General features: G+C 71.3%; 13 protein-coding genes. 6 read left to right on the forward strand and 7 right to left on the reverse strand.

All coding sequences use genetic code 11. The features are described 5' to 3' along the window. Positions 1-376: 376 nt before the first annotated feature. Genes ACIPY5_RS06205 through ACIPY5_RS06220 form a run of 4 tightly spaced genes read left to right on the forward strand, consistent with a single transcriptional unit; the run spans position 377 to position 4,666 of the window. Positions 377-2,422 carry a sigma-70 family RNA polymerase sigma factor gene (locus ACIPY5_RS06205; RefSeq protein ID WP_400967976.1) on the forward strand — a complete coding sequence of 682 codons (2,046 nt, stop codon included), beginning with the start codon at positions 377-379 and terminating at the stop codon, positions 2,420-2,422. Between the two features lie 10 nt (positions 2,423-2,432). Then, positions 2,433-2,834 (forward strand): YrdB family protein, encoded by a 402-nt coding sequence (locus ACIPY5_RS06210; protein WP_400967979.1) that lies wholly within the window; start codon positions 2,433-2,435, stop codon positions 2,832-2,834. 7 nt (positions 2,835-2,841) lie between these two features. Then, entirely contained in the window at positions 2,842-4,260 is a 1,419-nt protein-coding gene (locus tag ACIPY5_RS06215) for an FAD-binding oxidoreductase (protein ID WP_400967982.1), read from the forward strand. Next, positions 4,253-4,666 carry an NUDIX domain-containing protein gene (locus ACIPY5_RS06220; RefSeq protein WP_400967985.1) on the forward strand — a complete coding sequence of 138 codons (414 nt, stop codon included), beginning with the start codon at positions 4,253-4,255 and terminating at the stop codon, positions 4,664-4,666. Before ACIPY5_RS06215 ends, ACIPY5_RS06220 begins: the two co-directional genes overlap by 8 nt. An 81-nt stretch (positions 4,667-4,747) precedes the next feature. On the opposite strand, the gene nagB is transcribed toward ACIPY5_RS06220, so the two are convergent. From nagB to ACIPY5_RS06235, 3 genes are all read right to left on the reverse strand, one after another. Then, on the reverse strand, positions 4,748-5,527 hold the full coding sequence (gene nagB / locus ACIPY5_RS06225; protein ID WP_309337198.1) for a glucosamine-6-phosphate deaminase: 780 nt from the start codon (positions 5,525-5,527) through the stop codon (positions 4,748-4,750). Positions 5,528-5,590: 63 nt separating this feature from the next. Beyond that, positions 5,591-6,508, reverse strand: coding sequence for an ROK family protein (locus ACIPY5_RS06230; protein ID WP_400968492.1), 918 nt, complete (start codon positions 6,506-6,508; stop codon positions 5,591-5,593). Positions 6,509-6,513: 5 nt separating this feature from the next. Beyond that, positions 6,514-7,665 (reverse strand): ROK family protein, encoded by a 1,152-nt coding sequence (locus tag ACIPY5_RS06235; protein ID WP_400967989.1) that lies wholly within the window; start codon positions 7,663-7,665, stop codon positions 6,514-6,516. Between the two features lie 282 nt (positions 7,666-7,947). Here ACIPY5_RS06235 and ACIPY5_RS06240 point away from each other — a divergent pair, with 282 nt between their 5' ends. Next, positions 7,948-9,426 (forward strand): L,D-transpeptidase family protein, encoded by a 1,479-nt coding sequence (locus tag ACIPY5_RS06240; protein ID WP_400967992.1) that lies wholly within the window; start codon positions 7,948-7,950, stop codon positions 9,424-9,426. A 142-nt stretch (positions 9,427-9,568) separates the two neighbouring features. Here the strand turns inward: ACIPY5_RS06240 and ACIPY5_RS06245 are convergent, their stop codons facing one another. Further along, positions 9,569-11,788 carry an NADP-dependent isocitrate dehydrogenase gene (locus ACIPY5_RS06245; protein WP_400967995.1) on the reverse strand — a complete coding sequence of 740 codons (2,220 nt, stop codon included), beginning with the start codon at positions 11,786-11,788 and terminating at the stop codon, positions 9,569-9,571. A gap of 248 nt (positions 11,789-12,036) precedes the next feature. Here ACIPY5_RS06245 and ACIPY5_RS06250 point away from each other — a divergent pair, with 248 nt between their 5' ends. Further along, complete coding sequence (locus ACIPY5_RS06250) at positions 12,037-12,489, forward strand: GNAT family N-acetyltransferase (RefSeq protein ID WP_309340473.1); 453 nt, start codon at positions 12,037-12,039, stop codon at positions 12,487-12,489. Between the two features lie 211 nt (positions 12,490-12,700). On the opposite strand, the gene ACIPY5_RS06255 is transcribed toward ACIPY5_RS06250, so the two are convergent. The 3 genes from ACIPY5_RS06255 to ACIPY5_RS06265 form a co-directional block, all read right to left on the reverse strand. Then, positions 12,701-13,546, reverse strand: coding sequence for a hypothetical protein (locus ACIPY5_RS06255; protein WP_400967999.1), 846 nt, complete (start codon positions 13,544-13,546; stop codon positions 12,701-12,703). A 113-nt stretch (positions 13,547-13,659) separates the two neighbouring features. Continuing rightward, positions 13,660-15,468, reverse strand: a complete 1,809-nt coding sequence (locus ACIPY5_RS06260) for an ABC transporter ATP-binding protein (protein WP_309340476.1) — start codon at positions 15,466-15,468, stop codon at positions 13,660-13,662. After that, complete coding sequence (locus ACIPY5_RS06265; protein ID WP_400968002.1) at positions 15,465-17,369, reverse strand: ABC transporter ATP-binding protein; 1,905 nt, start codon at positions 17,367-17,369, stop codon at positions 15,465-15,467. The genes ACIPY5_RS06260 and ACIPY5_RS06265 overlap by 4 nt, the downstream gene beginning before the upstream one ends. Positions 17,370-17,779: the final 410 nt, after the last annotated feature.

Genomic DNA, 17,779 nt, shown 5'->3' on the forward strand with positions numbered 1-17,779 from the left:
TTCCCCATGTCAGAGCGGGTCGGCCCGGAACTCCTCCCCCGAGGTGCCGGGCCGACCCCGCCGGCGGATCCCCATCCGCCGGAGCCTGTGCTCGCCGCCCCCCGGTGGCCTACGCAGACTGTCTCTGACAGGAGAGATGGCGCGGTTCCCGATCCATTACGCGAGTTCGCAAGAATTCTTCAGAAAAGTTTTGAGACGCTGTCTCACGCGCTTCGGAACCGAGTCCGACGCGTGCGGCCCCTGCCGACTGCCGGTGATTTCGTTCGCGCCCTGGCGCATTCCCCCCTCAAGGGTGAAGAATGGAGATTCCCGCGTGATGAGAACCAGGGGTTTGCGTCTCTTCTGATGAGAACGCTTCCGACCTGAGAACCGAGAGATGACCGACCACACCCTTTCACCGAGCGATGCCGCGCCCGAATCGACGCGGAGTGACGCCGACCTCGTGCTGCGCACCCGGTCGGGCGATGCCGGTGCCTACGCCGAGCTGTGGCGTCGCCACTACGCGGCGGGCATCACGGTGGCACGGTCGATCACCAGCGCGTTCGACGCGGACGATCTCGTCCAGGAGTCCTTCGCCAAGATCTATCAGGCCATCCAGAAGGGCGGCGGCCCGACCGGCTCCTTCCGCGCCTACCTCTTCACCAGCATCCGCAACACCGCGGCCGGCTGGGGTCGGGCACGCCGCGAGGCGCCGATCGACGAGCTCGACACGGTCGCCGACCCGGCCTCGACCGACCAGGCCGCGAACGACGCGCTCGACCGCAGCCTCTCCGCTCAGGCCTTCCGCAGCCTCCCCTCGCGCTGGCAGGAGGTGCTCTGGTACTCCGAGATCGAGCAGATGAAGCCGGCCGAGATCGCGCCGCTGCTGGGCATGACCGCCGGCGCCACTGCTCAGCTCGCCTTCCGCGCGCGCGAGGGCCTGCGCGAGGCCTGGATCCAGGCTCATCTGAGCACCGCCGAGGCCGGATCCGTCTGCGAATGGACCATCGAGCGTCTCGGCGCGTACTCGCGCGGCAATCTCGGAGTGCGCGACCGCGCCAAGCTCGAGAACCACCTGGGCGAGTGCGCGCGCTGCCTGATCGTCGCGGCCGAGGCCAAGGAGGTCTCGCACCGACTCGCCTTCGTGCTGCTGCCCCTCGTGCTCGGCATCGGCGGATCCGGCGCCTACCTCGCGATGCTGCAGAGCGGATCCGCCCCGATCGTCGCTCTCGCCGCGATGCCCTCGAGCGTCGTGCAGGGCGCCGTCGTCGCCGGTTCGGCCGGCGTCGGCGCGGCCGGCGCCGTGGGCCACGGTGCGGCGGGCGCGGCCGGAGCCGCGACGCACGGCACTGCGGGAGCTGCGGGATCCGCGGGTTCCGGGGGCTCGACCGGCGGGCTCGCCGCCGGCTTCGGCGCGCTGGTCGGCGCAGGCTCGGCGGCGCTGGTGATCGCCGGGGCGATCGTCGCCGCGGCCGTGGTGCCGGGGTTCACGGCGAACCCCGCATCCACCTCCGCCCCCTCCGCCTCGGATCAGAGCGAGTCCGGCATCGTCGCACAGGTGTCGCCGCCCGCCAACCTGCCGGTCACCGCGCCGGCTCCGGCTCCCGTCCCCGCTCCGCAGCCGGAGAAGCCCAAGACGATCGTGAACGTGCCGGTCGACGTCCCGCAGAGCGCGCCCGCGAGCGCCCCCGCTCCCGTCCCGCCCGTCGTCCCTGTTGAGCCGACCACGCCCGTGGAGCCCGGCAAGCCCGACCCCGGCCCGGATCCCACGGATCCCGAGCCGGCGCTCCCGCCGGCCAAGGCACCGGTCCTCGGAACGGCGACGCTCTCCTGCAAGCTCCTCCATTCGGTGCTTCATGACAACGTGCAGGTGTCGATCGAGGTCACCGGCGTTCCTGGTGCGACCCTGCGGCCTTCGGCCGACGTGGCTTCGACGGGTATCACCACTCTCGACGCGAACGGCAAGGGTGTCGTCGTGTTCTTCCCGACCTATGAACAGGTGAACGGCGGGACGAAGGTCTCGCTCACGTATTTCCTCGGAGACAAGACGGGCGGGTCCGCCGCGTTCGATCTCGGCAGGTTCGCGCCGGTGAGCTGGCCTCAGTGCTGGCTCAACCCGCCGGAGCCGATCCCCGGGGAGCCCATCACGGACCCGGCGCCGACTCCGCCGCCGGCTCCGTCGACCACTCCGCCGCCTGCGCCCGCGACGACGCCCGCCGAGACCTCGGGAACCGCGCCCACCGAGACGACCCCTGCGCCGACGGAGCCCGCCCCGGCACCGGCCGAGCCCGTCGCCCCGGCACCCACCGCCCCCGCTCCGGCCCAGACCGCCCCCGCCACGGCTCCCGAGACCGCCGGTCCGACGAGCGCACCGGCGACCGCGGACCCGACCGCCCCCGCTGCCCCGACGGCGCCCGCCGTCGCCCCCGCTCCCGGCGCGTAGAATTGTCGGCATGTCCGCCGACACCCCCGCCCAGAATCCCGGAGCGACCACGCCGCTCCCCCTGCAACAGGGTGTGCTCCCCCGCGCCACCGCGCTCGACATCGTCCGCGTGATCGTCCTGGTCGCCGCGCTCGCATCGCTCGTGCTGTGGGGCCTGGCCCTGTGGGCGCTTCCCTGGAACCTCGTCGCCGCGATCGGCGCCCCGGTGGTCACGCTGCTGCTGTGGGCCCTGTTCCTGTCGCCGCGCCCGGTGCTCGTCGTGCACCCGTTCGTGCGCGCCGCGGTCGAACTGCTCCTCTACGCCGCCGTGACGGTCGCCTGGTGGACCATGGGCCAGGCCTGGATCGGACTCGGGTTCGCCGTGGTCGCGATCGCGACCGGGCTCATGGCCGGTCGCCGCTCGCTGTCCTGAGGCCGCGATGAGCGCTGCCGTGCTGGATCGGCTCCGGAGCGCCCTCGGCGACCGCGTCGACACCACCCGCGCCGCCCTCGAGACCGCGCGCGCCGACCGGTCGGGGCACGCCTCCCCGTCCGCTCCCCTCGCGGTCGTGCACGCGGAATCCACCGCGGATGTGCAGGCGACCCTGCGCGTCGCACACGAGACCGGCACACCCGTGGTGGTGCGCGGTGCGGGCACCGGCCTCGCGGGCGCCGCGATCGCGGGCGCGGGCGAGATCGTGCTGTCCACGCTGCGGATGCGGCGGGTGCACGAGATCCGCCCCGACGACCTCCTCGCGGTCGTCGAGCCGGGGATCCTGAACGCGGAGCTCGATGCGATCCTTGCCGAGCACGGGCTCTGGTGGCCCCCGGATCCGGCCAGTCGCGACATCTCCACGATCGGCGGCAACATCGCCACCGGCGCCGGTGGACTGCTGTGCGCGAAGTACGGCGTGGTGCGCGACGCCGTGCTGGCGATCGACCTCGTGCTCGCCGACGGCCGCCTGATCCACCTGGGGCACCGCAGCGTGAAGGGCGTGACGGGCCTCGATCTCACGTCGCTCGTGATCGGGTCCGAGGGCCGGCTCGGCGTCGTCGTCGGCGCGACCCTGAAGCTGCGCCGGGTCGTACCGGGCACGCCGTGCACGATCGTGGCGACCTTTCCCGCGGTGCGCGACGCCGCCCGAGGATCCGCGGCCGTCACGGCCTCGGGGGCGGAGCCCGCGATCATGGAGCTCATGGACGCGCGCTGCCTCGCCGCGGTGCACGCGCTGCTCGGCCTCGACGCCCCCGCCGAGGGCGTGGCTCAGCTCACGATCCGGACCGACGGACGCTCGGCCGCGGTCGAGGCCGACCAGATCGCCGCCGTGCTGCGCGAGGCCGGCGGCACGGTCACCGTGACGGACGATCCCGCCCGCGGCGAGGAGCTCCTGCGCATACGCCGGTCGATGCATGCCGCCATGGCCGCGCTGGGCACCACCCTCATCGAGGACGTCTCGGTGCCGCGCAGCGCGCTGCCGGCGATGTTCGACGAGATCGCGCGCATCGAACAGGAGTACGGGATCGAGATCCCCACGGTCGCGCACGCCGGCGACGGCAACCTGCACCCCAACTTCATCGTGCAGACCCCCGAGATCCCGCCGCGCATCTGGCGGGCGGCCGACGACCTGTTCCGCGCCGCGATGCGCCTGGGCGGCACCCTCACGGGCGAGCACGGCATCGGGACGCTCAAGAGCCGCTGGCTCGCCGAGGAGCTCGGCGAGGACCAGTGGCGGCTGCAGCGCGACATCGTGCGGGCCTTCGATCCGGCGGGCATCCTCGCGCCGGGCCGGGTCTTCGCCGACCGCGCCGCGGCCGCCGACACCGCAGCACCCGACACCGCAGAGGAGCCTCATGCCTGACATCCACGTCTCGGCCGCCATCATCACGGATGCCGCGGGACGCGTGCTGGTCGTGCGCAAGCAGGGCACGGAGCGGTTCATGCAGCCCGGCGGCAAGCCGGAGGCCGGGGAGACCGCCGCCCAGACCCTCGCCCGCGAGCTGCACGAGGAGCTCGGGCTGCGCATCGACGAGGACGCGCTGCGCCCGCTCGGCGTCTTCGTCTCCGCGGCCGCGAACGAACCGGGTCACCGCGTCGTCGCGACCGCGTTCGCCACGACCGCCGAGCCGGGGGACGTGCAGGTGCAGGCCGAGCTCGCCGAACTGCGCTGGATCACCCCCGCAGACGCGGAGTCGCTGCCGCTCGCCCCGCTCAGCGAGGAGCACCTGCTCCCGATCGCGTGGCCGGGGCTCCTCCCCCGTCCTTGAGCGCCCTTCGTCTCGCTGCGCGCGCTCAGGGACGATCCGTGATGCGGTCCCTGAGCGAGCCGAAGGCGAGACGGAGGGCGGTCAGATGCCCTGCCAGGCCGGCTTGTTCGCGAAGGTGTAGCGGTAGTAGTCCGCGAGCTTGAGCCGCGAGGCGGCCGCCTCATCGACGACGACCGTCGCGTGCGGGTGCAGCTGGATCGCCGAGGCCGGCATGAAGGCGGAGAGGGGGCCCTCGACGGCGTCCGCGATGGCCTGCGCCTTGCCCTCGCCATAGGCGAGGAGGACGAGGTGCCGAGCCTCCAGGATCGTGCCGAGGCCCTGGGTGATGCAGTGCCTTGGCACCTGGTCGATCGCGTCGAAGAAGCGCGCGTTGTCCTCGCGGGTCTGCTCCGTGAGCGTCTTCACCCTGGTCCGCGACGCGAAGGAGCTCCCCGGCTCGTTGAAGCCGATGTGGCCGTCGGTGCCGATGCCCAGCAGCTGCAGATCCACCCCGCCGGCCGCGCGGATCTTCGCGTCGTACTCCGCACCCGCATGCTCGATGCCGTCCTCGGATCCGTCCGGCACGTGCACGAGGGCGGGCGTGAGTCCCAGGGGCTCGACGACCTCGCGGGTGATCACGGAGCGGTAGCTCTCCGGGTGCGAGGGATCGATGCCGACGTACTCGTCCAGCGCGAAGCCGCGCACGTGCGAGACGTCGACGCCGTCGAGCTGCGCGCGCAGGGCCGAGTAGACCGGCAGCGGGGTGGACCCGGTCGCGAGTCCGAGGACCGCGTCGGAGCGTCGGCCGATGAGCCGGGCGATCTCTGCGGCGACCAGTTCGCCGGCGGCGGTGGAGTTCTCGACGATGACGACTTCAGCCATGGATTTCCCTCGTGAGTGTCGGTGACGTGGATTCGAAGATGCGGGTGCGATGCGACGCGGAGTTCAGACGAGTTCGGCGGGCAGCCGTGCGGCTCCCACCAGGGCGGCGCCGAGCGCGGCGGCCGGGGATCCTGCCGGCAGCAGTTCGATCCTCTCATCCAGATGCAAAGAGCCGATGAACGGCGACTCCGCACCCTCCTGGCGCAGCCGGCGCACGATGTCGTCGAGCAGGCGGTCGCCGAGGGCGGTGACCCCGCCGCCGATCACGACCGTCTCGACGTCGGCGCTCAGCACCAGGCTGCGCACGGCCGAGGCCGCGCCGAACGCCACGCCCTCCCGCAGCTCCAGGGCGAAGGCGTCGCCGCGCTCCGCCAGATCGAAGACGTCGCGGAGGGGCAGTTCGCCGCCCCGGCCCCAGGCCCTGCTGACGGCGCCTCCGCCGCAGAACGTCTCGATGCAGCCGCGCTGTCCGCAGCCGCACACGCGACCGCGCGGATCGACCGAGAGATGTCCGACCTCGCCGGCGGTGCCGTGGGCGCCGCGCCACAGTGCGCCGTCGATCACGATCCCCGCGGCGACCCCGGTGCCCAGGTTCAGATAGGCCATCGAATGCGCGTCGCCGCGCAGGGATCCGGCCCCGAGGGCGGCGGCCTTCACGTCGTTCTCCACGGAGACGGGCACGGGCAGCCGGACGCGCACGGCGTCCGCGAGGTCGAGCTCGGTCACACCGAGATTCACCGCGTGCAGCACGCGCCCGGCGTCCGCGTCGATGAGACCGGGGATGCCGATGCCGACGGAGGCCACGTCGGCGACGGCGAATCCGCCCTCGACGCCGAGCGCCTCGACCGCATCGTGCACGGCAGCCACGACCGCATGATCGCCCCAGCCCGTCGGGATGCGCGTGCGGGCGAGGATCGTCCCGTCCGCGGCGAGGGCGAGCGCGTCGATCTTGGTGCCGCCGACGTCCAGGCCGACGCGGATCCCGCTCACGAGACGCCCAGCTGGCCGGACAGGACCATGACCGCGGCCCCGCGCAGCACGATGTCGTCCTGGGCGGTCAGCCGGATCGCGACGTCGTCGAACACGCCCTCGAGGGTGCGCTCGGTGAGCGTGCGGGTCGCGGCGTCGATGAGCGTTCCGGCGAGCAGGTCCGCAGGACCGGAGAGCACGATCTCCGAGAGGTCGAGCGCGGCGACGATGGGAGCGATGGCCACGCCGAGCCTGGTTCCGGCCTCGCGGAGCACCTGCTCCTGCGAGGACGGATCCTCGGCGATGCGCGCCCGCAGCCGCGACGCGCTCAGCCACGCCTCGAGGCACCCGTCCTTGCCGCACGCGCAGCGCGGCCCGCCGTCGGTACCGACGACGACGTGCCCGATCTCACCGGCCGCGAACCGGCTGCCCACGAGCGGCTGGCTGTCGGAGATGAGCCCCGCGCCCACGCCGCGGCCGATCTTGATCAGCAGCATGTCGGGGCGGGCCTGGCCGAACGTGTACTCGGCGAGCACCGCGGCGTTCGCGTCGTTGCGCACCAGCACGGGGAGGTCGAGGGCCGCGCTGAGCAGGCGCTCCAGGGGGAAGTCGACCCAGTCCAGGTTGGGCGAGTTCAGCACCATCCCGTCGGGGCGGACGATCCCTGGGGCGCCGACGCCGATGCCGAGCACCGGCTCGGCGGACAGCTCGACGAGCTCCTGCGCGAGAGAGCGCACCGCTTCGTAGGCGGCCGTGCCGCCGCTCGGGCGCGGCACCTCGCGGCGCTCGAGCACCACGCCGTCCAGGCTGATGAGCGCGCCCTCGAAGGCGCCGGGGCCGGACAGGTCGAGGCCGACGATGCGATGCCCCTCGCGATCGATGTCGATGAGGATCGGCGGCTTGCCGGGACCGGTGGTCTCGCGGATGCCCTTCTCGACGACGATGCCGTCGTGGATGAACTCCCCGACCAGATCCGAGATCGTCACGCGGGTGAGGCCGGTCTCCCGGGAGAGGTCCGCGCGGCTCATCGCGCCGGAGTGGTACAGCGTCTGCAGCACCAGCGCGCGGTTGTGCCCGCGCGCATGCTCCGGCAGCACCTTGGTGCTCGTGCGCAGCTTGCGCGCCGACCCGAACCGGTGCGGGCTGGAGTCGCCGCTCTCCGCATTCATCGGGCGATGCCGCTCATCCGTGGGACCATGTTTGTTAGTACACCTTACGAACAGAGTGAAAATCAAGCCCGGTCGCGCGCGGCGGGACTCGGGTTCACCCAAACGTTACCGGATCCGGGCCGCCGCTCCGCATGTTTCCCGCGCGCGGCGCCGGACGGCGGACCCCGCGGCCGCTGATCCGGCACCTCCCCGCCCGTCCATGTGCTTCCGTTGCCGTTTTGTGATATGGCATCCCGTATCCTTGAAAGACTGACAACGTTCAAGGGCAAGGGGGGTGTGCACGTGACGGATCTGGCAACGGCAGCGGGGGCTCCGACTGAGGAGAACTCGATCGTCGACGGCACGGACGCGACCACGGAGGCCGCGACAGGAGACGGCGCAGGCGACCGCCACGCGGAGTGGGCGCCCTCCGAGGACGCCCCGCGCAAGAAGCGCCACATCGGACGATGGGTCGGCATCGGGCTCGGCGTGCTCGTGCTGGGACTCGGCGCGGCATCCACGATCCTCATCGCCCCCGGCACCGCGATCGCCGGCGTGCAGGTCGGCGGCATGACGCCCGGCGCCGCCGCGGAGGCCGTGAGCAACCACCTCAACGCGATGCAGGTGACCCTGACCGGCGAAGGCGGCGGCAAGCACGTCACCGGCTCCGATCTGGGCGCGCACATCGACGCAACGAAGCTCGCCGACAAGGCCTTCGCCGACCATCCGATGTGGAACATCACCAGCTGGATGCCGGCCCCGATCGCCGGCACCATCACCCTCGACGACCGCGCCGCCGAGCATGCGCTGCGCGCGCAGGTCCCCACCCTCTATCAGGACGCCACCGACGCCACGGTCGCGTTCCAGGGCACCGGCTACGCCGCGACCCCCGCGAAGGACGGGTCCGGGGTCGATCTCAAGGCGCTCACCGCCGCGATCGCCGCAGCCTCCGAGAAGGGGCAGAACTCGCTCTCGTTCGAGGCGAAGGCCGCACCGGTCGCCCCGGCGATCAGCGACAAGACCGCGGCCGCCACGGTCGCGCAGCTCAACACCCTGCTGTCGACGATCGGTTTCTACGTCGGCACCGAGCGCACCGTCCCCGTCGACGCCGCGACCGCTGCGAGCTGGATCACCCTCACGCCGGACAACGGCAAGCTCGCGATCACCGCGGATCAGGCCGCGATCCAGAAGACGGTCGACACGCTCGCGGCGAAGGTCAACCGCGCACCGGTCAACGCCACGACCATCGTGAACTCGTCGGGCGAGGCGCTCGACGACATCACGCCCGGCGTCACGGGCCGCCAGCTCGGCGATGTGTCGGGCACCGCGGCCGCGTTCGCCTCGCAGATCTCCAAGGGCAACGGCTCCTACGCCCTGCCGGTCAAGGACACCCCGTTCAGCTCGACCTCGCTGCTGCGCAAGATCGACGTGAACCTCAGCACCGAGACGCTGACCGTCACCGAGAACGGCAATGTCGTCGACTCCTGGCTGATCTCCTCGGGCCGCGGCGACTTCGCGACCCACACCGGGTCCTATGCCGTGAACTGGAAGCTCGACAGCCAGAACATGGGCAACACCGACCTCACCAAGGCGCCGTTCTACTACCAGCCCGATGTGAAGTGGGTCATGTACTTCAACGGCGACGAGGCCCTGCACGGCGTGTACTGGCACGACAACTGGGGCACCCCGATGAGCCACGGCTGCGTCGGCATGCCGGAGTGGCGCGCCCAGTGGCTGTTCGACTGGAGCCCGCAGGGCACCGAGGTCAACATCCACTACTGACCCGGATCCCGATCCCGTCTCGGAAGGGGCCCGTCGCATCGCGCGGCGGGCCCCTTCGCGTGCGCTGCGGCATCCGGGACCCGCGGACGGGGGGAACGACGAAGGGGCGGACGCCGCAGCGCCCGCCCCTTCGTGGATCCGGTCAGTTCAGGCCGTCGATGACCGCGTTCAGGGTGGCCGACGGACGCATGATCCTGGCCACGAGAGCGCCGTCGGGACGGTAGTAGCCGCCGATCTCCGCAGGCTTGCCCTGCACCGCGGTGAGCTCGGAGACGATGCGCTCCTCGTCCGCGGCGAGAGCCGCGGCGACCGGCGCGAATGCGGCGGCGAGGGTCGCGTCCTCGGTCTGCGCGGCCAGTTCCTGCGCCCAGTACAGGGCCAGGTAGAAGTGGCTGCCGCGGTTGTCGATCGTGCCGAGGGCACGACCCGGCGAGCGGTCGTTCTCGAGGAAGGTGCCGGTCGCGGCGTCGAGCGTCTTCGCCAGGATCGCGGCCTTCGCGTTGCCGGTGCGGTCGGCGAAGTGCTCGAAGGACGCCGCCAGGGCGAAGAACTCGCCCAGCGAGTCCCAGCGCAGGTAGTTCTCCTCGACGAGCTGCTGGACGTGCTTCGGAGCGGATCCGCCCGCGCCGGTCTCGAAGAGCCCTCCCCCGGCGAGGAGCGGCACGATCGAGAGCATCTTGGCGCTGGTGCCGACCTCGAGGATCGGGAACAGGTCGGTGAGGTAGTCGCGCAGCACGTTGCCCGTGACGGAGATGGTGTCCTCGCCCTTGCGCATGCGCGCGAGCGAGTAGCGGGTCGCGTCCTCGGGCGTGAGGATCTCGATCGTGAGACCGTCGGTGTCGTGGTCCTCGAGGTACTCGGTCACCTTGGCGATCAGCGCGGCGTCGTGCGAGCGGGCCGGGTTGAGCCAGAAGACGGCCGGGGCTCCGGTCGCGCGGGCGCGGCTCACGGCGAGCTTCACCCAGTCGCGGACCGGGACGTCCTTGGTCTGCGTCGCGCGCCAGATGTCGCCCGCGTGCACCTCGTGCTCGAGCACGACCTCGCCGGCCGCGTTCACGACCTGCACGCGGCCGTCGGCGGCGATCTCGAAGGTCTTGTCGTGGCTGCCGTACTCCTCGGCCGCCTGGGCCATGAGGCCCACGTTCGGCACGGTGCCGATCGTGGCGGGGTCGAGCGGGCCGTTCGCGATGACATCCTCGATCGTGGCCTGGTAGACGCCGGCGTAGGAGGAGTCGGGGATGACCGCGAGCGTGTCGTCCTCGCCGCCGTCCTTGCCCCACAGCTTGCCGCCGTTGCGGATCAGCGCGGGCATCGAGGCGTCGACGATCACGTCGCTCGGCACGTGCAGGTTCGTGATGCCCTTGTCCGAGTTCACGTAGCTGAGCCGCGGGCCGTTCTCCATCGCGCGGAAGAAGGCCTCGGCGATCTCCTCGCCGCCCTCCAGGTCCGCGAGCCCGGCGAGGATGGATCCGAGTCCGTCGTTCGCGGTGAGACCGGCGGCGGCGAGCTTGTCACCGTACTGCGCGAAGACGTCCTTGAAGTAGGCGCGCACGACGTGGCCGAAGATGATCGGGTCGGAGACCTTCATCATCGTCGCCTTGAGGTGCACGGAGTACAGCACGTCCTCCGCCTTCGCCTCGGCGAGGGTCTCGGCGAGGAAGGCGTCCAGCGCGGCGGCGTTCAGGAAGGTCGCGTCGACGATCTCTCCGGGGAGCACCTTGAGGTTCTCCTTGAGGACCGTGATCTGACCGTCCGCGGAGACGTGCTGGATCGTCAGCACGTCGTCGCCCGGGGAGACCCAGCTCTTCTCGTTCGCCTTGAAGTCGTCGTGACCCAGGGTCGCGACGTGGGTCTGCGAGCCCTCGCCGAACGCCTTGTTGCGGTGCGGGTGCTTCTTCGCGTAGTTCTTCACCGCGAGCGGCGCGCGCCGGTCGCTGTTGCCCTCGCGCAGCACCGGGTTCACGGCGGAGCCCTTGATGCGGTCGTAGCGGGCGCGGACGTCCTTCTCCTCGACCGTGGACGCGTCGTCCGGGTAGTCCGGGACGTCGAAGCCCTTCTGCTGCAGCTCGGCGATGGCCGCCTTGAGCTGCGGGATGGACGCCGAGATGTTCGGCAGCTTGATGATGTTCGCCTCGGGCGTGGTCGCAAGACCACCGAGCTCGGCGAGCGCGTCGCCCACGGCCTGGCCGGCGCTCAGGCGCTCGGGGAAGGCGGCGAGGATGCGGCCGGCGAGCGAGATGTCGCGGGTCTCGATGTCGACGCCCGCCTGGTGGGCGTAGGCCTGGACGATCGGCAGCAGAGAGGCCGTGGCCAGCGCCGGCGCCTCGTCCGTGTAGGTGTAGATGATGGCGTCGTCGGTCACCGGGGTCTCCGTTTCACGCAGGAAGGGTTTCAGACAGCGACCTCGCGTGGATGCGCACGCGGTATCGCGCAGATTTATCTCGATACCAAGATACCTGCCCTTCGTCGATTCCCGAGCGCCCTTCGTCCTGCTCCGCCCGCGCGGGATCCGGCCGGGTGCCGTTCGCCACGGCACGGCGGAAGGTGAACTTCTCCCCACGTTTGGCCGCGCTCCGCCACGAGCGCCGTCCAGGGGTTAGCCTGGGGACCATGACGGAACTGCGACTGGTCGAACTGTCCGCGGCGACGATCGTCGCCGTCAACAATCTCTCCCTGAAGCCCGGGCAGGAGCAGTACCTCGCGCCCGTCTCCTACGGCATCGCCGCGACCGTCATGAACCCGCAGACCAGCTGGCAGCGGGTCGTGCTGGACGAGGAGGAGGTCGTCGGCTTCGTCAGCGCCAACTTCGACCCCGATGCTCCAGAGGAACACTTCCGCTCCGTGCTGTGGCGCATCAACGTCGACGCCGACGATCAGGGCCGCGGTGTCGGCCGATTCGCCGTGGAGAGCCTGATCTCCGAGGCCCGCGCGCGCGGCTTCGGGCACCTGAACGTGATCTACGAGGCGGGCACCGGAGGGCCGGAGGCGTTCTTCCAGCGGGTCGGCTTCACGCCCGTCGGAGAGACCGAGTACGCCGAGGTCATCGCGGAGATCCGGTTCTGAGCACCGGCGCGCCCCGTATCTGAGCACCGGGGCGCCCGCGACGCGCGTACGCTGTGATCGGCGGCGGGGTTTCGAATCCCCTCCCCCATCGAAGCCCCGTCGTCTTCTCCTCTTCCCGCGGAGCAGGCGCAGCCGGACTCGCCGCCCTGCCGTCGTCGCGCCCCGGCGCGCGGTCGGAGCGTGGTCACCTCCGCAGGCGTGGCTCGAGCGCTCAGTCGCGCTCCTTGCGCTGCTTCGGGCCGCGCTCGCGTGCGTTCCACGCGGCGATGGCCGAGGCGGCCGCATCGGCGGCGCGATCCAGGGCGTCGGCCGACATCGCGATCACCTGCTGCGCCGTGTCCTGCCAACCCGTCGCGCGCGTCGCGCGCTCGCGCTCGGGGTCCCGGCCCTCGGCGCGGGCGTGGGCGTCGCGCTCGGCGGTGTCGAAGGCGCGCTCCAGCCGGGCCACCGCGTCTCGGTACGCGCCGAACTCGGCCGCCGCGATCCGGCGGGCGGGGTCGGGGCGCGCCTGCCTCGCCTCGTCCAGCGCGCGCAGGAATGCGGCGGTGGACGGATCGCCGGCGTCGCCGATGCTCGGATAGGCGATGAGCTTCGCCGGATCCGTCTCATAGGCCATCCAGCGCGCCACGACCGCGTCGTGGGCCGCGATCGCACGCGGCAGCGGACGCCGCTGCGGATCCGCGTTCAGAGCCAGATCCGCCCGCGCGGCCTCGACCTGCGCGCGCCGGGCACGAACAGCCGCGGATGCCGCCTTCGCGCCGGTCTCCGCATCGCGGAGCGCCCGCCGGGCGTCGGACACCTCGGCCGGATGCGCGGATCCTGCCGCTCGCCCCGCGACGCGGCCCGCGAGCTCGGCCCGGGCCACCCGGACGGCGAGACGCGCCTCGGTCGCCGCCCTCTGCGCGGACTGCAGGTCGAGGCGCGCAGCGTCGTAGCCGAGCCGGCGTCCTCCGGCTGCGGCTCCGCGGCGAGCGCCGAGCACGATCACCGCCCCCGCGCCGGCGATGACCGGCGCGGTCCACCAGAGCTCCGCGGCGACCGCCCAGAAGGGATCCACGCCTCGAGCCTACCGACCGGCGTTCCACAGGGCATTCGCACTTCCACAGGACAGATCCTCCGGATCCATCCTGCAGAAGTGCGGACGTCCTGCAAAACGCGGCGCCCCGATCCCTACACCAGCGTCTGCTGCCAGGCGGCGTGCAGCTGGGCGAACTTGCCCGTGCCGGCGATGAGGGCGTCGGGAGCGTCGTCCTCGATGATGCGGCCGTGCTCCATGACGAGCACCCGGTCGGCGATCGCGACGGTCGACAGACGGTGCGCGATGATGATCGCCGTGCGGTCGGCGAGCAGCGTCTGCAGCGCGTCCTGGATCAGTCGCTCGGACGGGATGTCCAGCGAGGCGGTCGCCTCGTCGAGGATCAGCACCGCGGGGTCGGCGAGGAAGGCGCGCGCGAACGAGATCAGCTGCCGCTGCCCCGCCGAGACCCGGCCGCCGCGCTTGTTCACGTCCGTCTCGTAACCGTCCGGGAGCGAGTCGATGAACGCATCGGCGCCCACGGCCCTCGCCGCGGCCCTGATCTCCTCCATCGTCGCGTCGGGCTTGCCCAGCGCGATGTTGTCCGCCACCGTGCCGCTGAACAGGTATGCCTCCTGCGTGACCATGACGATCGCGCGGCGCAGGTCCTTCGGGTGCAGGTCGCGCAGATCCACGCCGTCGAGCGTCACCGCACCCGCGGTCGGGTCGTAGAAGCGCGATACGAGCTTGGCCAGGGTCGACTTGCCCGCGCCGGTCGTGCCCACGAGCGCGATGGTCTGCCCCGCGGGGATGTCCAGCGAGAAGTCGGGCAGGATCACCCGGTCCTGGGCGTAGCCGAACTCGACCTCGTCGAAGCGCACGTGCCCCTTGGACTCCCAGAGGTCGACCGCCTTGATCGGATCCGGAACGGTCGGGACCTCGTCGAGCACGCCCGACACCTTCTCCAGCGCCGCCGTGGCGGACTGGAAGGAGTTCAGGAACATCGCGATCTCCTGCATGGGCGCGAAGAAGTTGCGCACGTACAGCACCGCGGCCAGCAGGATGCCGACCTGGATGTCGCCGCTCGCCATGCGGACGCCGCCCCACACCACGACCACGCCGAGGGTGAGCGCCGCGACCGCCATGAGCCCGGGCTCGAAAGTGCCGAACAGCAGCATCGAGCGGCGGTTCACGTCGCGGTAGTCGCCGGCGACCTCCTGGAAGGACACGTCGTTGCGGGGCTCCTTGCGGAACGCCTTCACGGCGCGGATGCCGGTCATGGTCTCGACGAACTGCACGATGACCTTTGCGCTGATCACCCGCGACTCGCGGTACACGAGCTGCGAGCGCTGATAGAACCAGCGCATGAGGTACACCAGCGGGATTCCGGCCAGCACCAGCACGACGCCCGACTCCCAGTCCACGAGCACGAGCGCGATGAACGTGAAGAGGCCGTAGAGGAGCCCGGACACCAGCTGGTTCAGGCCGCCGTCGAGCAGTTCCCGGATGGAGTCCAGGTCGCTCGTCTGGCGCGAGATGATCCGGCCGGAGGTGTAGCTCTCGTGGAACTCGAGACTCAGCCGCTGGGTGTGCAGGAACATGCGCTTGCGCAGGTCGAGCAGCACCGCCTGCGTGATGCGGGCCGTGAGCACGGCGTACCAGCCGATCAGCGCGGATCCCACGGTGCCGACGACGAGGAACACGATTCCGACCATGATCGTCGGCATCCAGTCCGCGTGCTTCAGCACCGCCGGCAGCGCCGTGTTCAGGCCGTAGGCGACGAGCGCCGGTCCCGCGACCTGGGCGGCCGTGGAGATCACCAGCACGAGGGCGGTGAGCGTGATCTGCACCTTGAGCGGCGCGATCAGGGATCCGAAGAGCCGCAGCGAACGGCGACGGATCGCCCTGCTCTCCTCGTGCGTGAGGTCGGAGCGGTCCTCGTCCTGGGTTCCGATGACGCTCATGCCTGCACCTCCTCGTTCTCTGCGTGGGTGTCGTCCCCCGTGCCGTCGGGTGACGGTGTTCCTTGGGCCGTGCCGGCGACCACGGGGATCGCCCCCGTGCGCGCGGCCTCCTCGGCCTCGAGGCTCGAGATCACGTGCCGGTAGTGCGCGCTCGTGCGCAGCAGCTCCGAGTGCGCGCCCACGGCCGTCACCTTCCCGTTCTGCAGCAGCGCGACCCGGTCGGCGAGGGCCACGGTCGACGGGCGGTGCGCGACGATGAGCGCGGTGGTCTCGGCGAGCACGTGGCGCAGCGCCTCCTCGACGAGCGCCTCGGTGTCGACGTCGAGCGCCGACAGCGGGTCGTCCAGCACGAGCACCTTGGGCTTGGCCGCCACGGCGCGCGCGAGCGCGAGCCTCTGGCGCTGTCCGCCGGACAGGCTCAGCCCCTCCTCGCCGATCATGGTCTCGACGCCCTCGGGGAGCGTGTCGACGAACCCGGCCTGGGCGACGTCGAGCGCCTCGCGGAGCACCTGCTCCGCCTCGGCGCTGTGCACGTCGAGGTCGGCCCTGCCGAGCAACACGTTCTCGCGCACGGTGGCAGAGAACAGCGTCGCGTCCTCGAACGCCATCGCGATGTGCGTGCGCAGCTCGGCCAGGGTCAGGTCGCGCACGTCGACGCCGTCGAGCGTCACGCGTCCGCCGGTCACGTCGTACAGGCGCGTGGGGAGGGTCGTGAGCGTGGTCTTGCCGGATCCGGTGATGCCGACGAGTGCCATGGTCTCGCCCGGGCGCAGCACGAGGTCGATGCCGTCGAGCAGGTCCCGCTCGTGCGGGCGGGCGTCCTGGTAGCGGAAGCGGGCGCCCTCGAACGCGAGCTCGCCGCGAGGCTCCGCGATGCTGGCCGGGCTCTCCGGATCCGTGATCGTGTTCTGCTCGTCGTAGATCTCGAACACGCGGTCGGTCGCCGTGCGCGCGTCGAGCATGAACGAGAACAGGAAGCCGATCGACTCGATCGGCCAGCGCAGCACGGTCGCCATCGCGAAGTAGGCGAACAGCTCTGGCGCGCTCAGCGCGCCCTGCGCGATCAGCCAGATGCCGGCGACGAGGTTGAGCGCGAACGCGATCTCCGGCATGAGCACGAGCCAGAACCAGATCCAGCCGACGGAGCGGGCCTTGCTCAGCTCGGTCTCGCGCAGCGACTCGGCCTGGCGCGCGAACTTCACGAGCGCGTGCTTGCCGCGGCCGAAGGCCTTGAGCACGCGGATGCCGTGCACGCTCTCCTCGACGCTCGTCGCGAGGTCGCCGGCCTGGTCCTGGCTGCGGCGGGTGAGCACGCCGTAGCGCTTCTCGAACAGGAAGCCCGAGATCCACAGCGGCACCGCGGTGATGAGGAAGATCGTGCCGAGCAGCCAGTGCCAGCGGAACAGCAGGGCCGCGCCGATCACGATCGTGAGCAGGTTGACGACCAGCAGCACGAGGCCGAACGCGAGCCACCGGCGGATGAGGCCGATGTCCTGCATCATGCGGCTGAGCAGCTGACCCGACTGCCAGCGGTCGTGGAAGGCGACCGGCAGGCGCTGCAGGCTCGAGTACAACTGCGTGCGCATCCGGTATTCCACCTGCGTGGCGGGATTGAGCACGAACTGGCGGCGCAGCCACACCATGAGTGCTTCGCCGAGGGCGAGCACGGTCACGGCGACGGCGCCCCAGATGATGGCGCCGATCTCGCCGGTCGCGATGGGGCCTTCCAGCACGACCTGGAGCAGCAGCGGCACGCATAGTGCGATCACCGCGGCCGCGAGGGCCGAGATCCCGCCGCCGATGAGGCGGCCGGCGACCGGCTTCACGAAGGGCGCCAGCCGCGCGAGCGCGCGGGGCGTGGAGAGGGGGACGGTGGACGGTGACGAGGATTCTTCAGACATGTTCTCAGCAGTGACGTATCGCATCAGGGGATGGCAGGGGACGAAAAGGAGCGGATGCGATGCATCCGTGCGATGAGCGACCGGTGGGGCCGAGGGAGACCGGAGCGGGTCAGTCCTCGGCCGGGAGGAAGAGCGAACCGGCGACAGCGCTGATCGACGACGCAGTGTTGATCGTGGGCATGGTGTCCTCCTCGGTTCGACGGCCGCCGGGTCGGTTGACGCGACAGCCGTCCAGCCTATGTTTGTGAACCGTCCGAACGCAAGCGTTTTCCCGAAACCGATCTCAGGTTGCTCGCGAGTCCGGCCGCATCCGCCGCGCCGGGCGATTCTCTGCTGCTGAACACAGCACCCGCCACCCCCGCGCCATTCCCGATCCACCGGATCCGCCGCCGCCACGGCAGTCGCCGGCA

This window comes from Microbacterium sp. NPDC089698, assembly GCF_044749045.1.
GTDB lineage: Bacteria > Actinomycetota > Actinomycetes > Actinomycetales > Microbacteriaceae > Microbacterium.